General features: G+C 38.2%; 14 protein-coding genes and 1 riboswitch. Of the genes, 9 read left to right on the plus strand and 5 right to left on the minus strand.

Annotated features, from left to right (window positions below):
- Positions 1-301: 301 nt before the first annotated feature.
- From ACK1JC_RS02785 to ACK1JC_RS02795, 3 genes are all read right to left on the minus strand, one after another.
- Positions 302-1,024: a glycerophosphodiester phosphodiesterase gene (locus ACK1JC_RS02785; RefSeq protein WP_409510330.1), complete on the minus strand. Its 723-nt coding sequence runs from the start codon at positions 1,022-1,024 to the stop codon at positions 302-304.
- 197 nt (positions 1,025-1,221) lie between these two features.
- Positions 1,222-1,800: a cob(I)yrinic acid a,c-diamide adenosyltransferase gene (locus tag ACK1JC_RS02790; RefSeq protein WP_409510331.1), complete on the minus strand. Its 579-nt coding sequence runs from the start codon at positions 1,798-1,800 to the stop codon at positions 1,222-1,224.
- 121 nt (positions 1,801-1,921) lie between these two features.
- On the minus strand, positions 1,922-3,796 hold the full coding sequence (locus ACK1JC_RS02795; protein ID WP_409510332.1) for a TonB-dependent receptor plug domain-containing protein: 1,875 nt from the start codon (positions 3,794-3,796) through the stop codon (positions 1,922-1,924).
- Between the two features lie 34 nt (positions 3,797-3,830).
- Positions 3,831-4,042: riboswitch (cobalamin riboswitch) on the minus strand.
- A gap of 226 nt (positions 4,043-4,268) precedes the next feature.
- On the opposite strand from ACK1JC_RS02795, the gene ACK1JC_RS02800 reads away from it, so the two are divergent.
- From ACK1JC_RS02800 to ygiD, 9 genes are all read left to right on the plus strand, one after another.
- Positions 4,269-4,919, plus strand: a complete 651-nt coding sequence (locus ACK1JC_RS02800) for a phosphoribosylanthranilate isomerase (protein ID WP_409510333.1) — start codon at positions 4,269-4,271, stop codon at positions 4,917-4,919.
- Positions 4,903-6,156 (plus strand): tryptophan synthase subunit beta, encoded by a 1,254-nt coding sequence (gene trpB, locus ACK1JC_RS02805; protein WP_409510334.1) that lies wholly within the window; start codon positions 4,903-4,905, stop codon positions 6,154-6,156. Before ACK1JC_RS02800 ends, trpB begins: the two co-directional genes overlap by 17 nt.
- A 120-nt stretch (positions 6,157-6,276) precedes the next feature.
- The gene (locus ACK1JC_RS02810) at positions 6,277-6,789 is read left to right on the plus strand and encodes a DUF1543 domain-containing protein (RefSeq protein ID WP_409510335.1); all 513 of its coding nucleotides are present in this window, start codon (positions 6,277-6,279) and stop codon (positions 6,787-6,789) included.
- Positions 6,790-6,950: 161 nt separating this feature from the next.
- A complete protein-coding gene (locus ACK1JC_RS02815) occupies positions 6,951-8,228 on the plus strand; it encodes a carbohydrate porin (RefSeq protein ID WP_409510336.1) in 1,278 nt (425 codons plus the stop codon).
- A 165-nt stretch (positions 8,229-8,393) separates the two neighbouring features.
- Positions 8,394-10,793, plus strand: a complete 2,400-nt coding sequence (locus ACK1JC_RS02820) for a glucose/quinate/shikimate family membrane-bound PQQ-dependent dehydrogenase (RefSeq protein WP_409510337.1) — start codon at positions 8,394-8,396, stop codon at positions 10,791-10,793.
- Between the two features lie 424 nt (positions 10,794-11,217).
- Positions 11,218-12,861, plus strand: a complete 1,644-nt coding sequence (locus tag ACK1JC_RS02825) for a nitrite/sulfite reductase (protein ID WP_409510338.1) — start codon at positions 11,218-11,220, stop codon at positions 12,859-12,861.
- The gene (locus tag ACK1JC_RS02830) at positions 12,854-13,339 is read left to right on the plus strand and encodes a DUF934 domain-containing protein (protein ID WP_409510339.1); all 486 of its coding nucleotides are present in this window, start codon (positions 12,854-12,856) and stop codon (positions 13,337-13,339) included. The genes ACK1JC_RS02825 and ACK1JC_RS02830 overlap by 8 nt, the downstream gene beginning before the upstream one ends.
- Before the next feature lie 254 nt (positions 13,340-13,593).
- Complete coding sequence (locus tag ACK1JC_RS02835; RefSeq protein ID WP_409510340.1) at positions 13,594-14,580, plus strand: diaminopimelate dehydrogenase; 987 nt, start codon at positions 13,594-13,596, stop codon at positions 14,578-14,580.
- A 195-nt stretch (positions 14,581-14,775) separates the two neighbouring features.
- A complete protein-coding gene (ygiD, locus tag ACK1JC_RS02840; protein WP_409510341.1) occupies positions 14,776-15,630 on the plus strand; it encodes a 4,5-DOPA dioxygenase extradiol in 855 nt (284 codons plus the stop codon).
- Positions 15,631-15,758: 128 nt separating this feature from the next.
- Here ygiD and ACK1JC_RS02845 read toward each other — a convergent pair whose 3' ends face one another.
- Together ACK1JC_RS02845 and ACK1JC_RS02850 are read right to left on the minus strand one after the other, a co-directional pair.
- On the minus strand, positions 15,759-16,379 hold the full coding sequence (locus ACK1JC_RS02845) for a rhomboid family intramembrane serine protease (RefSeq protein WP_409510342.1): 621 nt from the start codon (positions 16,377-16,379) through the stop codon (positions 15,759-15,761).
- A gap of 95 nt (positions 16,380-16,474) precedes the next feature.
- Positions 16,475-16,915 (minus strand): VOC family protein, encoded by a 441-nt coding sequence (locus tag ACK1JC_RS02850; protein ID WP_409510343.1) that lies wholly within the window; start codon positions 16,913-16,915, stop codon positions 16,475-16,477.
- Positions 16,916-17,010 lie beyond the last annotated feature (95 nt).

The following is a 17,010-nucleotide window of genomic DNA, read 5'->3' on the forward strand; positions in this document are numbered from 1 at the left end:
GCATTAAGGCTAAAAGTCAAAAATATAGTTTCTGTTTTCAGGCTATATATGACCACATATTAACATGAGTGAATAGGGCTTCACTATGATTAGTGTACATCTGTATTGTATAAAACAGTAACAGAATAAAACATAGATTTTAAGGGTTTGATCGAAAAAAAAGAATGACACTAAAGTCAGTAGATACGGAAGTGTTTTTTATTCAATTGAAATCCTATAAGACTGTAGAATTGAACTTCAATCCTATTGTTTATTAATTTAATTTATATAAAAAATAGGCTTTTATGTAAAACAAAAGTATTTATTTGATTTGTTCTAAAGCTATTTGCATCATTTTAGGAAAGTCAGTGATCAGTCCATCAATTCTTAGGTTACGTAAATGTTTGGCTCGTTCAATATCATTCACTGTCCATACACTGACCGCTAAACCTGCTTTTTGTGTTGTTTTGATTATCTCATCTGTTGCCAACTGATTCATCCAACCGATTTGACAACATTGTAATTCTATAGCTTGCTCAATGGCTTTTTCGCCAATGTCATTTTCTATGAGTAAACCATGTTTAAAATAGGTGTTTTGAAGGATTAATGCATGATGAATTTTAAGGTCAAAACTGGTGATTATGGCTGTATGCTCAAAGCCTCTGAGTTGTTGTTGTAATTCGGCAATTAATTTTTCAGCTTGTACTTGAGTATCTACTGCTTTGACTTCGACTTCAAGATGAGCAAAGTCATGCATGATGTTTAAGCTTTGGCGTAAGGTTGGTGTTACTTGCTTTTCCCAATCCATCCAAATATTGGCTTGATTGTAAGCTTCGAGTTGAGTGCTATCTAGTTGGTAGAGTTTTTGATCTATGGCAGTGGTTCTGAGGAAGTTGTCATCGTGCATAACAATTAACGCATCATCTTTGAGTTGCCGTACATCAAATTCGACTGCACGGATGCCTAAGTCATGGATATATTGAAATCCACCGAGTGTGTTTTCAGGTGCTTCTCCGCGCGCACCACGGTGTCCGATGATTTTCATAATGAACTCTATTTGCTTTTTTTCTAACTAAAAGTATAAGTTGAACATAACCGCATATTGTATTGAAACGTTAAATGAATTTTAAAAAATATCGGGTACTATATTTGCTCCGCAAGAGTATAAAGGGGAGGAGATCCCTCCCTAGCCCTCGCCTAAGAGGAGAGGGAATTTTTATTGTATATTTAAGCAAAATTAGATCAAATCGTCTCATTAATATTTTTTTGCCAAAGCACTTCGCTACCACCTTCCGCACGTTGTAATGCACGAGATGCAACAAAGAACCAATCAGATAAACGATTGAGTAATTGCAAAGCTGTAGCTTGAATATTTTGATCACGACTGTGTACTGTCATTAAGCTACGTTCTGCGCGACGACATACAGAACGTGCTTGATGCGTATAGCTACACACCAATGTTCCTGATGGCAAAATGAATTCTTTCAACATGGGTAAATCTTCATTCATTTTGTCAATTTCGTTTTCCAAATAGTCAATCGCAACTGATTGTAATAAATGATAATTGGGAATACACACTTCACCGCCTAAATCGAATAACCAATGTTGAATCAGGCTCAGTGATTTATCCCAAGGTGCTTTATCTGCAATGGCACTCACCGCAATTTGGGAACGCAATACGCCGACAATAGAATTCAGTTCATCGACATCGCCTAAAGCATCAATGCGTAAATCATCTTTAGCTACGCGTGAGCCGTCGCCCAAACCAGTCGTTCCTGAATCGCCTGTACGAGTATAAATTTTACTTAAACGGTGACCCATAATGTTTTTCCTTAAATTGCTAATTTATTTGTCTAGAGACGAAAAAGGATAATGCCATGTTCATGACATTATCCTCAAATTTTATGTACTTAGATTGTGCTTTAAAATCTTAGCATTTATCTTAATACTTAAATGTCACACCTGCCGATGCAAGACGACCACCATTCACATAGTAGTAACCATTGCTATACGATGTGGTTTTGTATTCGACATCGCCAATGTTTTGAATATTTGTGAAAAGTTTAACATTTGGATTTACATTCCAAAAAGCATTCACATCAACTGTTGCATAGCCTGAAACACTGCTATTTTTCGGTTTAGACTTTGCCGATACAGATGTGCTGATGCCATATACGTCGTTTTGAATTCCTGTCGTAAATGTCAAACTTTGACGTGAACGACGTGCGAGATCTTTATCTGTTTCTTTGTCTTTTGGCTGTACATAAGCATAAGACAAGTTGGCAAATAAATCGTCATTTGCCCAATCTAAATTGAACTCACCACCTGTAAAAGTAGCTTTTTTAACATTATATAAACGACCTTCGTAAGTGACAGGATCAGTTACATAAGTAATCAAATCATCGACTTCATTACGATAAGCTGAAATGCCTGCTTTTAAATTATCCGTAATTTTTTGATCTAAACCAATTTCATACGACATGCTTTCTTCAGCTTTGAGATCAGGATTACCCCCCCAACTTAAAGCATATAAATCGTTATTGGTTGGCGCACGGAATGCTGTACCAATATTGGTATAGACGCTAGTAGAAGGTAAAACTTGATAGCGAGCAGCAGCTTGACCTACAGTATGTGTACCAAAGGTTTCATGATCTTCGACACGAAGACCCAATTGTGTATGAAGTTTTTCAGTCTGATATTGATGTTGAACAAAGTAACCCGTACTTTCGACTTCTTTGTCGTAATCTACACCATAAAAACCACTTCCTGACACAACATCAGATTCAATATTTTTGGTTGCGACACCTGCTAAGATATTTTGTGTTGGCGTAAATTGCCATTTAGCAGTCAACTCGGCTTCTTTAGTGGTGTTGAAAATTGAATCATTTGAGTCATTTTGCTCTAAGTCATCTTTGAATTGTGACAAACGAGCATTTACTGAAAGGCTATCATTGACATTGATACGACCTTTAAGATTAATCACTTCATTTTTAAAATCTTGTGAAACATTTTTAAGACCAATCAGATTCCAATTTGCATCATTGATACCATCAACATAAGTTGCAGTACCTTGGTTTTCTGAATAGTCAACAGAAGCTGCATAGCGTTTTTTATCAATACCGAATTTTGCACTTACGCCTTTTTGATCATAAGCGCCTGCTTTGACATTACTGTCTTTAAAATCGGTAACTTGTGTACCATCTGATTCAAGACGTTGTCCGCGAATTTGGGCATATACACCATTTTCAGCAAGGTCAGCACCAATAACCGATTTATAAGTATTGTGTTCGCCAATTTCACCTGTAACAAATGCACCTGTTTTTTCAGGTGTTTTTGACACTAGCTGAACAACACCACCAATTGCATCTGTACCATACAATACAGATGCAGGGCCTTTAAGGACTTCAATTTGTTTGATGTCCGTGGTATCAATAAAGGCAAGTGAAGCTGAACCTGCTGAACCAGTATTGAGACGTACACCATCACGTAGGACAAGGGTATGCGTTGAATTTGTGCCACGGGTGAAAATTGATGCCGCTTGACCATAACCGCCATATTGCATCATATCAATTGATGCATCGCTCATGAGCAAGTGAGGTAATTCGGCAATTGGCGATTGTTCTAAAATATGAGGTTCAATAATTGAAATGCGTGCAGGAATATTTTCAATTTTTTCTTCTGAGCGCGTCGCTGTAATTACAATAGGTTGTAATTTGGCTGAGCTATTTACAGAAGATTCAGCAGAAACAGTAGTAGAAAATCCCATTGCAATCGCAATAGCACCTACAAGTGCGGTAGGTTTGAAAAGAATAGACATGATATGCTCCATACATTCACTCCCCGTGAATGATTGGTGGATGGGCACAACAGGCGGGTATCCGGACTTAAATATAAATATTGCATTGCAATATTGACATATCCACCTTCCCACAAAAAAATTGCAGTGGTGTAAATCTTATGACTTATAACGATATGCGGTTCATTTTACCGTTGCGGGGGCAGTGTCGGATTTCCACCAACTTCCCTAAAGCTAAAAAGCTTCGCTTGCTGTAAGTGGGCGAAGTATAAAGTTTGCGGAACATTTAAACAATGTCCTTTCGATCAGATGATAGAAACCATAAGTTTGTTCTTAAAGCTGGATTCCATCTACAGAAAAATACACAATAAAATTGATTGCTCTAGAATAATAATCAGACTGAACTACACGCAAGTTTAAAAAATTGGATTACAATGGTTCGCCTTGATATTCTCTATATGGCGATGTAACCCATAAAATCAGAGCGTTGAATATGCGTACCCGTGCCAAAATTTGTGGTATTACTCGAGTACAAGATATAAAAGCGGTGGTCGATGCAGGCGCAGATGCCATTGGTTTTGTATTTTTTCCACCGAGCCCACGTAGTGTCAATAAAGCCGAAGCAATTGCATTGGTACAGGCAGTTCCTACTTATGTGCAAGTGGTGGGTTTGTTCGTCAATGCGACGGCAGATGAAATTGCCGAAATTCTGAAAGATGTACATCTAGACATATTACAGTTTCACGGTGATGAAAGCCCTGAACAATGTCAGCAGATTGCCAATCACGTTAGGCGACGTTGGTATAAAGCGATTCAGGTTAAACCTGATGTGACTAGTGCTGAAATGATCGAAACGATTCAGCAATATCAACAAGTAGGTGCGAGTGCTATGTTACTAGACGCATGGCATCCTGAGCTCAAAGGTGGCACAGGGCATCGTTTTGATTGGACACAGTTCCCAAAACTCGATATTCCTTTAATTTTGGCAGGTGGTTTAACACCTGAAAATGTTGAAGATGCGATTCATACCACAGGTGCTTATGCCGTAGACGTAAGTGGTGGGGTAGAATCAAGCAAAGGTATAAAAGACCAACAACTCATAGAACGCTTTATGCAAGGAGTCCAACGTGGATCAGCAAAGTAATCAACAAGATAATTTACAAGATCAAGTGATTGACTATACCCAATTTCCTGACAAAAACGGGCATTTTGGTATCCATGGTGGACGTTTTGTATCAGAAACTTTAATGGCAGCACTTGAGGATTTAGAAAAACTCTATTTCCGTATGAAAGATGATGCACAGTTCTTGGCAGAGTTCGACCGTGATTTGGCGTATTACGTTGGACGCCCAAGTCCGCTATATCATGCTGAGCGATGGTCAAAAGAGTTAGGTGGTGCGCAAATTTATTTGAAACGTGAAGACCTTAATCATACAGGTTCTCACAAAGTGAATAACACCATTGGTCAGGCGTTGTTGGCTAAACTTTCAGGTAAAAAACGTATTATTGCCGAAACAGGTGCAGGTCAACATGGTGTTGCTACGGCAACAATTGCAGCACGTTTAGGTCTTGAATGTGTCGTGTTCATGGGGGCAGAAGATGTAAAACGTCAAGCCATGAATGTGTACCGTATGCGTTTACTTGGTGCGACGGTTGTACCTGTAGAAAGTGGCTCTAAAACGTTAAAAGATGCCATGAACGAAGCAATGCGTGATTGGGTAACAAACGTAGATTCGACGTATTATGTGATTGGTACAGTGGCAGGTCCACATCCATACCCTCAATTGGTTCGTGATTTCCAATCGATTATTGGTCGTGAAGCACGTAAACAAATTCAAGAGCAAGCAGGTCGCTTACCTGATGCCCTTGTAGCATGTGTGGGTGGTGGTTCAAATGCGATGGGCTTGTTCTATCCATTCTTAAATGATCAAGATGTGAAAATGTATGGTGTTGAAGCGGCTGGCTATGGCATCGAAACGGGTAAACATTCTGCACCATTAAATGCAGGTCATGTTGGCGTACTTCATGGTAACCGTACTTATTTGATGTCTGATGAACAGGGTCAGATCATTGAAACGCACTCAATTTCAGCAGGGTTGGATTATCCTGGTGTTGGTCCTGAACACAGTTTCTTAAAAGATATGCATCGTGTGGAATATGTACCAATCAATGACAATGAAGCGTTACAAGGTTTCCGTGATTTAACACATATTGAGGGAATTATTCCTGCGCTTGAAAGCTCACATGCAATGGCATACGTGACGAAACTTGCACCTACGATGTCGAAAGATCAAATTATTATTGCGACTGTTTCAGGTCGTGGAGATAAAGATTTGATGACCGTTGCGCGTATTGATGGCGTAGAAATGGTTGATATGTAAGGATTCAATATTCCCCCTTTTATAAATGTGAGGAATATTGTTTCTAAAGAGTGGATTTTAAAATGAGTTACTCTAAGTCCCCCCTTTAAAAAGGGGGATTTTTATTTTTAAGGATTGAAAATGTCCAACTTATTTATGGTTATGCTCGGTGGTCGTCATGCACGAGCAAATACAGAAGTGCATGATGTGGTTTTCGCAATCGGTGATACCTTACAAGAGACCTACCCTCAATTAAAAAATGTATGGTTTGGTGAAAAGAAAGGTTTACATATTGATGCATGGATGCAAATCAATGCTGTACAAGGTGAAGGAAGACATTATCAAATCCAATTTGCAGATACACAGCCAAATTTACATGATGAAAAACTTTGGCTGATTAATTTAGGAGGCTATGATGCTCGTGAATTTGGTGAATTGCATCGTTATATTTTGATTGTTGCTCCAAGTTCAGATTTAGCAAAACAACGAGGTAAAGCGTACTTTGCAATGCATTGGCAAAAACAACATACAGATCGTGTACTAGAGGTAGATGATTGTTTACCCATTGATTGCATTGGCGGGCGCTACATTAGACTGCTTGAAGGTCAATTTTTTCCCAATCAATGGGAAAATACTTACGTATGTGTTGATTAATTTATACTTAAGTCGAGTTGCTTTTTACAAATTAAAAATATTTATTAAGAACTAAATTACAATAACTTGGGATGTGTGTATAAATTTCAAACATTAATTTACAAAAAATAGGCGTAAGCTACATCTAAGACACATAAAAATATTAAGGTTGATACATAGCCATGTATTACTCATTTATCTCTAAATCAGTTTGTTGTGCTTTGGGAAGCTTCATTTTAGGTGCTTCTCTTAGCCATGCTACTGATGCATTTAGCCCAGAAAGTCCATGGATGCTGGGTGATTGGAATGGCCAACGTACCGCATTGAAGCAAAAAGGTTATGATTTTAACTTTGGCTATACTGGGGAGTTGGCAACGCTATTGGATTCGAAAGAGCATTCAAGCCATGGTACTGAATACGCTGACCAATTTGCGATTGGTACGCATATCGATTTAGAAAAAGTCCTTGGTTGGAAGGACACCGAAGCACAAATTACCGTGACTGAACGTAATGGTCGTTCGCTTTCTCAAACCTCTGATGCACTTAATGGTCATTTAAGTTCATCACAAGAAGTTTGGGGACGAGAACAAACTTGGCGTTTAACTGATTTTTGGATCAAGAAGCAATTTCTCGATCAAAAGTTAGATGTCAAAGTTGGACGTTTTGGTGAAGGCGAGGATTTTAATAGCTTTGATTGTGATTTCCAAAATTTAGCTCTGTGTGGTTCACAAGTTGGTAACTGGGTTGGTGATCAATGGTACAACTGGCCTGTGAGTCAATGGGCTGCGCGTGTGAAATATAATATTAACCCTGAAGTTTATGCTCAAGTTGGTGTTTATGAATATAACCCTGAAAATCTTGAGCGTGGAAAAGGTTGGAATCTCAGTACCGATGGTTCAAAAGGCGCAATCATTCCAGCTGAAGTGGTTTGGCAGCCGAAAATAGGGAATAAAAACCTCTCTGGTGAGTATCGTCTAGGATATTACTACAGCACTGCAGATGCTGATGTAATTAAAAACTCAAATGAAACTGATCACAAACAAGGTGGATGGGTCGTTGTGAAACAACAACTTACTGCACATCATGGTGATACTTCTCGTGGTTTAACTGGCTTTATAAACTTAACGTTGCATGATTCAAAGACCAATGCAGTTAGTGATATGCAAAACGTTGGCTTGGTCTATAAAGGCGCATTTGATGCTCGCCCGAAAGATGAAATTGCAATGGGCTTTGCACGTATTAGCATGAATGATGATGTCAATGATGCAAATCGTGTTAACAACACTATTGATACACGTGGTTTACAAAGTGAAGAATACGATGCCGAAATTTATTATGGCATTCATGCGACAAACTGGTTAACAGTTCGTCCAAATATTCAATATATTCGCCATGTTGGCGCTTATAAAAATGGCGAAAATACATGGGTTGGCGGCATTAAATTTCAAACAGCATTCTAATTTTTAGATGGCAGGTATTTGAGTTTGGTCGCTCTATCTTTTATGTCAAATGATGATCTTTAAGTTAGATCGGTCAGATATCTGTTATCTAAAAATTATAAAAGGTGTCCATAGTTGAGTTGTCTCAATATGGGCTTTTATAAGTCTTAAAAATAGGTGGTCATTATGAATACTCCATCTTCGGCAGGCTCAGTACTGAGAACCATTGCAGCAATTATTGCTGTAATCATTGGTTTAGTACTTCTGCTTGGAGGGATTTATCTTGCAGTGCTTGGTGGGTCTTGGTACTACATCATTGCAGGTTTACTCTTCATTGTTACAGCAGTTTTATTGCATAAATTAAAAAGTTCAGCACTGATTGTATATTCTGCACTTGTTCTAGGTACAGTCGTATGGGGATTGTGGGAAGTTGGTTCAGACTTTTTTGCACTCGCACCACGATTAGATATATTGGGCGTATTTGGTTTATTCTTATTAATTCCTGCGGTTACTCGTGGATTCCGTGAAACTAAAAGTGCAAAAATTGCATTAACAAGTACATTGGCAATCACCATTGCAGTGATGGTCTATTCAGTTTTTAATGATCCGCAAGAAATCCGTGGCACTTTAACCACGAAACAACCGACTCCTGCTTCGATTGAGGGTATTGCTGATGGCGATTGGCCTGCTTATGGTCGCACTCAATCAGGTTTACGTTATTCACCACTCACTCAAATTAATGAAACGAATGTCAAAGATTTGAAAGTTGCTTGGGAATATCATACGGGCGAGTTTAAAACTGAGAATGATTCAGGCGAAACCACCAATCAGGTCACACCAATTAAAGTTGGAAACAATGTTTACTTGTGTACCACTCACCAACGGTTGGTTTCTCTTGACCCAACAACAGGTAAAGAGAAATGGGTATATGATCCAAAACTTAAATCTGACAATACATTCCAACATTTAACGTGTCGTGGTGTTTCTTACTATGATGCAAATAATACAGTTGGCTTTGCTACAAGTTTACAAGCTAAAAAATCATCTTCTACAGAATGCCCTAAAAAAGTCATTTTACCTGTCAATGATGGCCGTATTGTTGCAGTTAATGCTGAAACTGGTAAAGCCTGTTCTGACTTCGGTCATAATGGTGAAGTTGATTTACAAAAAGATATGCCATTCCCTTATCCAGGTGGTTATATCCCAACATCTCCTCCTGTTGTCACTGGTACAACCATTATTATTGGTGGTTCGACTACAGATAACTTCTCAACTGAAGAACCTTCTGGTGTGATTCGCGGTTATGACGTAAATACAGGTGAGCTTCTTTGGGTTTTTGATACGGGTGCAGAGAATCCAAATCAGATCCCTGCTCCAGGTCAAAAATATGTTCAAAACTCACCGAATGCTTGGGCACCGTTGGCTTATGATGCAAAACTAGATATTGTTTATGTGCCTACTGGTGTTGGTACGCCTGATATTTGGGGCGGAAACCGTACGGAATTACATGAACGTTATGCAAATTCTATGCTTGCAATTAATGCAACTACGGGTCAATTGATTTGGAATTTCCAAACAACACACCACGATTTGTGGGATATGGATGTACCTGCGCAACCTACTTTAGCCGATATTAAAGATAAAACAGGGCAAACTGTTCCTGCAATTTATGTATTGACTAAAACAGGAAATGTTTTTGTTCTAGACCGTCGTACGGGTAAAGCAATTATTCCTATCAATGAACGTCCTGTACCACAAACAGTGAAACGTGGTCCGCAAACCAAAGGTGAGTGGTATGCTAAAACTCAACCATTCTCTGACTTCAACCTTGCGCCTAAAGATAATTTAACCGATAAACAAATGTGGGGTGCAACCATGTTTGATCAGTTGATGTGTCGTGTTTCGTTCCATAAATTAAATTATGATGGAATTTATACGCCACCTTCTGAAAATGGAACTCTCGTTTTTCCAGGTAACTTAGGTGTATTTGAATGGGGGGGGATGTCACTCAATCCTGACCGTCAAATTGCTGTAATGAATCCAATTGGCTTACCATTTGTTTCGAAACTGATTCCACAAGATCCAAATCGTGAAAAAACGGCCAAAGGTGCAGGTACAGAGGCTGGTGTTCAACCAATGTATGGCGTGCCTTACGGCGTTGAAATTAGTGCGTTTCTTTCACCATTTGGTTTGCCATGTAAACAACCTGCATGGGGTTATGTTGCTGGTGTCGATTTAAAAACGCATGATGTTGCTTGGAAACGTCGTATTGGTACAATTCGAGATAGTATGCCAGGTATTCCATTACCACCATTTAAAATGGGTGTACCAATGTTGGGTGGTTCAATTTCAACTGCGGGTAATGTGATGTTCGTAGGTGCAACTCAAGATGATTACATTCGTGCGATCAATGTCACTAATGGTGATGAACTTTGGAAAGGTCGTCTACCAGCAGGTGGACAAGCAACACCAATGACGTATGAAAGCAATGGTAAACAATACGTTGTAATCATGGCTGGTGGTCATGGTTCATTTGGTACCAAAATGGGTGATTCTATCGTTGCTTATGCATTGCCTGACAAATAATAATTCTCTTTAGTGATATATCCAAAAAGTCTGACTCGTCAGGCTTTTTGTTTTTTTATTTACAATTGTAGAGTTTTTTTTGAAAATAACAGTAATGCGTATAATGCAGACAAGACAGAACCTGATATCTAAAAAGATAATAGCATTGTAAGTAAAGGTCACCTCAAATTTTAGATGCAGAATAAACAAGGGACATATCGGGCGTATTTCTTTAAAAATACTTATCATAAAAAATCATAAGTAATGAATAAAAACATCAATGATCTGTATAAAATGACAATTTAAGATGAAAGTGTTGCTAATCAAGTCTTTGATGAATGCTTATCAATAAAACCGTTATAAAGTATGGAAAAAAAACATTTTATTGATAGATGAAATCTCGTTATATTGTGCATCGTTATAATGAATCTACTAGCTGTACGCCATGTATTTATATACTGATTTCGATCAACAACTGATCAATGAACGTGTTGCCCAATTCCGTGATCAAACGGAACGTTATTTAGCGGGTAAACTCACAGAAGACGAGTATCGCCCTTTACGTTTACAAAATGGACTTTATGTGCAACGTTATGCACCGATGCTTCGTATTGCAGTTCCTTATGGTTTGATGAACTCAAATCAGTTGCGCAAAGTCGCAGAGCTTGCAAAAGAATATGACCGTGGCTATGCACACGTATCAACACGTCAGAATATTCAGTTTAACTGGCCTGCGCTAGAAAACGTCCCTGATATGTTGGCTGAGCTTGCAACGGTTCAAATGCATGCTATTCAAACCTCAGGAAACTGTATTCGTAATACCACAACGGATCAATATGCGGGTGTCGTAGCGGGTGAAATTGCTGATCCACGTGCAACCTGCGAATTGATTCGCCAATGGTCAACTTTCCATCCTGAGTTTGCATTTTTACCACGTAAATTTAAAATTGCAGTATCTGCTTTAGAAGAAACAGATCGTGCTGCAACTGCATTTCATGACATCGGTGTCTATATCGTACGTAATGAAACAGGCGAGATGGGCTATAAAATCAAAGTGGGTGGTGGCTTAGGTCGTACTCCAATTATTGGTAGCTTCATACGTGACTTCTTGCCACGTGAAGATTTAATTGCCTATTTAGAAGCGGTATTGCGTGTGTATAACTTGCATGGTCGCCGTGATAATAAATATAAAGCACGTATCAAAATTTTAGTTAAAGCTCTGACGCCTGCTGTCTTTGCTGAAAAAGTTGAAGCTGAATTTGCTGAAACCATTAAAACTTTGAAAATTCAGCCTGAAATTTTGGAAAAATTAGACGAAGAATTTACACCGTTTGATTATCAAAATTATGTAGATGAAGATTTTACTGCACAGTTTGCAGAACATCCAAAATTCAAACAGTGGTTTAACATCAACACCAATGCCCACAAAGTTGCAGGTTATCGTATTGTGACGATTTCATTGAAACGTACAGGTGTTGCACCAGGTGATATGACCACTGAAGAAATGAATTTGATTGCAGATCTTGCAGATAAATATACTTTCGGTGAATTACGTACTACACACGAACAAAACATTTCTTTGGTCGATGTACCACAAAAAGATTTGTTCGAATTGTGGCAAATCCTTGATCAAAATAACTTAGCTCGTGCGCATATTGGTTTTATTACCGATATTATTTGTTGTCCGGGTGGTGATTTCTGTTCATTGGCAAATGCAAAATCAATTCCAATTTCAGAAGCGATTTCACGCCGTTTTGATGACTTAGATACCATTTATAACTTAGGTAAACTTGATCTTAATATTTCGGGTTGTATGAATGCCTGTGGTCATCACCATGTGGGTAATATTGGTATTTTAGGCGTAGATAAAAAAGGCGCAGAATTTTATCAAATTACACTTGGCGGTAATGCGGATCACGATGCATCGATTGGTGATATTCTCGGTCCATCATTTGCAGCAGACGTTGTACCTGATATTGTTGAAGAAATTTTAAATACCTATTTAGATTTACGTGCAGAAGGCGAAGAGTTTATCGAAACTTACCGCCGTGTCGGCATTCAACCATTTAAGGAGCGCGCATATGCTTAATACAGCACTTCAAGTCCTCTCTAAAGATGGCTCAATTGCAGACAATACTTATCAAGTGATTGGTGAAGATGGTGTATTACCGCAAGGTGATGTGGTTTTAACTGTTGAGCAGTTAGATCAAATTGGCAATATTTCAGGTAAAAAAGCACTCTATATTACTGTAGATGCTTCACCTGAAACCAATGCATTTCCGTTGGATCAGCTTGATGCAATCTTTATTGAATTTGCAGGCTTTAATGATGGTCGTGGTTACTCGTTTGCTGCATTGTTACGCCGTCAAGGCTACCAAGGCGAGCTTCGTGCAACAGGCGATGTTTTTAAAGATGTCTTGAATTATATGAAGCGCTCAGGTTTTGATACTTTCGTCATTAAAGAAGGTAAAGATATTCAAGAGGCTGCTTCAGGTTTGAATGATTTTAAAAATCCGTACCAAGCATCTACTGCTGTTGATAAAGCAAGTTATCAAACAGGTGCTTAATTCTGTTTGATCACTAAAAGCCTGCATAATGCAGGCTTTTTATTTTGTGGTGTTGAATAAAGATTTAGATATTTTTTATATAGTTGATGATGCTCCATTTTGGTGCGTGCTCATGTAATATGGGGTTACCTAAGTTTAAGGCAATAGGTTTATTGTTTTTGGAATATTCAAAATAAAAGTTCATACCTGATTTAAAAAGGTTCGGCATTCACTTTTATTTTTAGTCTTTTTATTTACTAAGTGACATCATTCTTATGCAAAATTCTATTCGTATTGGTATTGCTGGTTATGGCAATCTTGGGCGTGGTGTTGAAACTGCGATTCAAAAAAATCCAGATTTACAATTAGTCGGTATTTTTAGCCGTCGTGAACCAAAAATGGTTTCTCCATGTTTTGTGGAAACGCAAGTTTATGCTATGGATTCATTAAGTGATTTCCAAGATGAAATTGATGTTTTAATTTTATGTGGGGGCTCTAAAGATGATTTGCCACAACAAGGTCCGATTCTAGCGAGTCAGTTCAATACAGTAGATAGCTTTGATACGCATGCTCGTATTCCAGAATATTTTGCGGCGGTAGATGCACCTGCGATTGCTAATAAAAAAACAGCGATGATTTCAATTGGTTGGGATCCAGGGATGTTCTCAATTAACCGTTTATTTGGTGAAGCCTTATTACCTGACGGGGAAACGTATACCTTTTGGGGGAAAGGCTTAAGCCAAGGGCATTCAGATGCAATCCGTCGTATAGATGGCGTGAAAGCAGGCGTGCAATATACAATTCCATCGACAGATGCGATTGAAAAAGTACGTAGTGGTGTGCGTCCAACTTTAACGACTAAAGAAAAACATCAACGTGAATGTTATGTGGTACTTGCAGATGGTGCGGATGCAAAAATAGTCGAACAAGCGATTGTAACCATGCCAGATTATTTTGCAGATTACGACACGACTGTGAATTTTATTGATGGAGCGACATTGAAACAAAACCATCAAAAAATGCCACATGGTGGTTTTGTGATTCGTAGTGGTAATACGAGTGATGAACAGAATCAAGTGGTTGAGTTTTCATTAAAATTGGAGAGTAATCCTGAATTTACTGCGAGCGTATTGGTTGCGTATGCACGAGCATGTTATCGCTTGAACCAAATGCAACAGTATGGTGCGAAAACAGCATTTGATGTTGCGCCAGGTTTATTGTCGATGAAAAGCCCAGAACAATTACGCAAAGAATTACTTTAAGACCATTATTGAAAACTGAGTAGAATGCCGAATGAAAATTCGGCTTTTTTATTGAAAAATATTTGAAAAAGTTAATCACTACAATTTTTTTTAGTCCTCGGCGTTCTAAATTTGCAATGTTCTATGTTGTAAAACTGCCTACTTCTACAGCATGAATCTCTGCATAATTAATAAAAATAATTTATGGTGAATGCAATGTTGAATCAAAGCACAGGTGATCTTTCGCTACTCAAAGGTTGGAATGCAACCTTGCCGAATACGGATGTTATGCCCGTGATGTTTCTCGGACATGGTTCGCCAATGAATGCAATACAAACCAATGAATTTACACGCACTTGGAATAGTATCGGTGCCGAATTGAAAACGCAGCCTACAGCAATTCTATGTATTTCTGCACATTGGTTGACGCAAGGTGGGACGGCTGTCACTGCAATGCAAATGCCGAAAACCATTCATGATTTTGGTGGCTTTCCACAAGCACTTTTTGATGTGCAGTATCCTGCGCCAGGAAATAAATCTTTAGTGGATGCAACCATTGATGAAGTAAAAAGTATTCAAATTCACCAAGACCACGAATGGGGCTTAGACCATGGAACATGGAGCGTGCTTTGTCATGTGTTTCCACAAGCAACCATTCCCGTTGTTCAACTGAGTATTGATTATAGTCAAGGTGCGCAATATCACTATGATTTAGCCAAACAACTTTCCCAATTACGCCGTAAAGGTGTGTTAATTGTGGCAAGTGGTAATCTCGTCCATAATTTAAGGTTGATTCCGCGCGGTCAAATGAATGATTATTATGGTTTTGATTGGGCTTTAGAAGCCGATGCGAAAATGCAGAAATTTCTTTTAGAACATGACCATCAATCATTGATTAATTGGGATAAGCAAGGGCAAGCGTTTCATTTAGCCATTCCAACACCTGATCATTATTATCCAATGATTTATGCACTTGCATTGCAAGAAGATAAAGATGAGTTAAGTCTTTTTAATACGCAGGCTGTCGGCGGCTCAATTACAATGACTTCATTCCGTTTAGATCAAAATTGATGATGATATGAAAATATTGAATTCTAAAATGTCTAAGTGAATAAAAAGGTGAATGTTAAAGTTCACCTTTTTATATGCAATATTTAACTTCTATTTAACATTACGAGTTTTTAAAAGGACGTTTATTTTTAAAATAAGGGTGTATCAATAAATTTATAGAAGAACATTGTACCGAGTGTGGGCTCAAATAATAACGGGACTAAAAAACCATAAGCCGCACCCGTAATATGAGCACGATGTTCAATTGAAGGTGAATGTCCTGTACGAAGCGCATAAAAACTATAACAAAGATAAATGGTACCGAAAACAATCGCTGGTATTGGAATGAAAAAGAGGTAAATCATGCTCCATGGGTCGAATAGAATTGCACTAAACAAAACTGCATTGACTGCACCAGATGCCCCTAAGCTACGGTAAGCATTGAAATTTCTATTGTGTAAATAACCAGGAATTGCCGCAATAATAATTGCACTACAATAAAAAAGGACAAAGCCCATGCCATGTAAATAGTCTCTAAAAAACCACTCTACATGTCGCCCAAAGAAATACAACGTAAACATATTAAAGAAAAGATGAACGCCGTCATTATGAATGAATCCATGTGTGAGAAAGCGGTCATATTGTCCATGTTTAATGGCTGATATATTAAAAATCAGTCGATTCATAATATTACGATGTTGCCATGCCGCAATGGAGGTGAGAATCGTAATTAAAATAATCAGTAATGTGTGACTTAAGCCTGTAATCATTTTTGTCGCAAGAGAGTTATTTTCTTTACACTATAACCGATATTTTGCACAGTCCATAGGCTGTGGTTAGTCAAAATTATATTGAAAATGCCAGTTTATTCAGCGTTAAGTTGGCAATTGACCATCCATTTAATGCCAAATTGATCGGTGAATGCTCCATATAAAGCTCCCCAAAATGTTTCTGCTAAAGCCATTTCAATTTGACCGTTTACGGATAGTTTTTGAAATAAACGTCTAGCTTCTTCGACCTCATGTGCCTCTAAGTTGATTGAAATATAGTGATTATTACCTTTGCTGAAAGAGGGATGGCTTTGTGCACAAAACTGTTCAGTGGTATCAGAACCCATCAATACGGTAAATTCATTAATGGGTAGTGAAATATGTAAGAGATAATCTTGCTCATGTTCAGAAACTTGTACATCAGGTAGTTCTGAATAACGTTTGAGAAAAGAAAACTCACCTCCAAAAACGGATTGATAAAAAAGAAAGGCAGCTTCGGTTTCACCTTGGAAATTGAGATAATGATTAAGTTGCATGGTAAGCCTTGTTTATTGTTTTGAGGCATTTAATTTAGCAGAATAAATCTTAAAAAAAGATGAATCTTATGTATTTAAATGTGAATGGGAAATAA

This window comes from Acinetobacter sp. TY2 (assembly GCF_046269225.1).
GTDB lineage: Bacteria > Pseudomonadota > Gammaproteobacteria > Pseudomonadales > Moraxellaceae > Acinetobacter.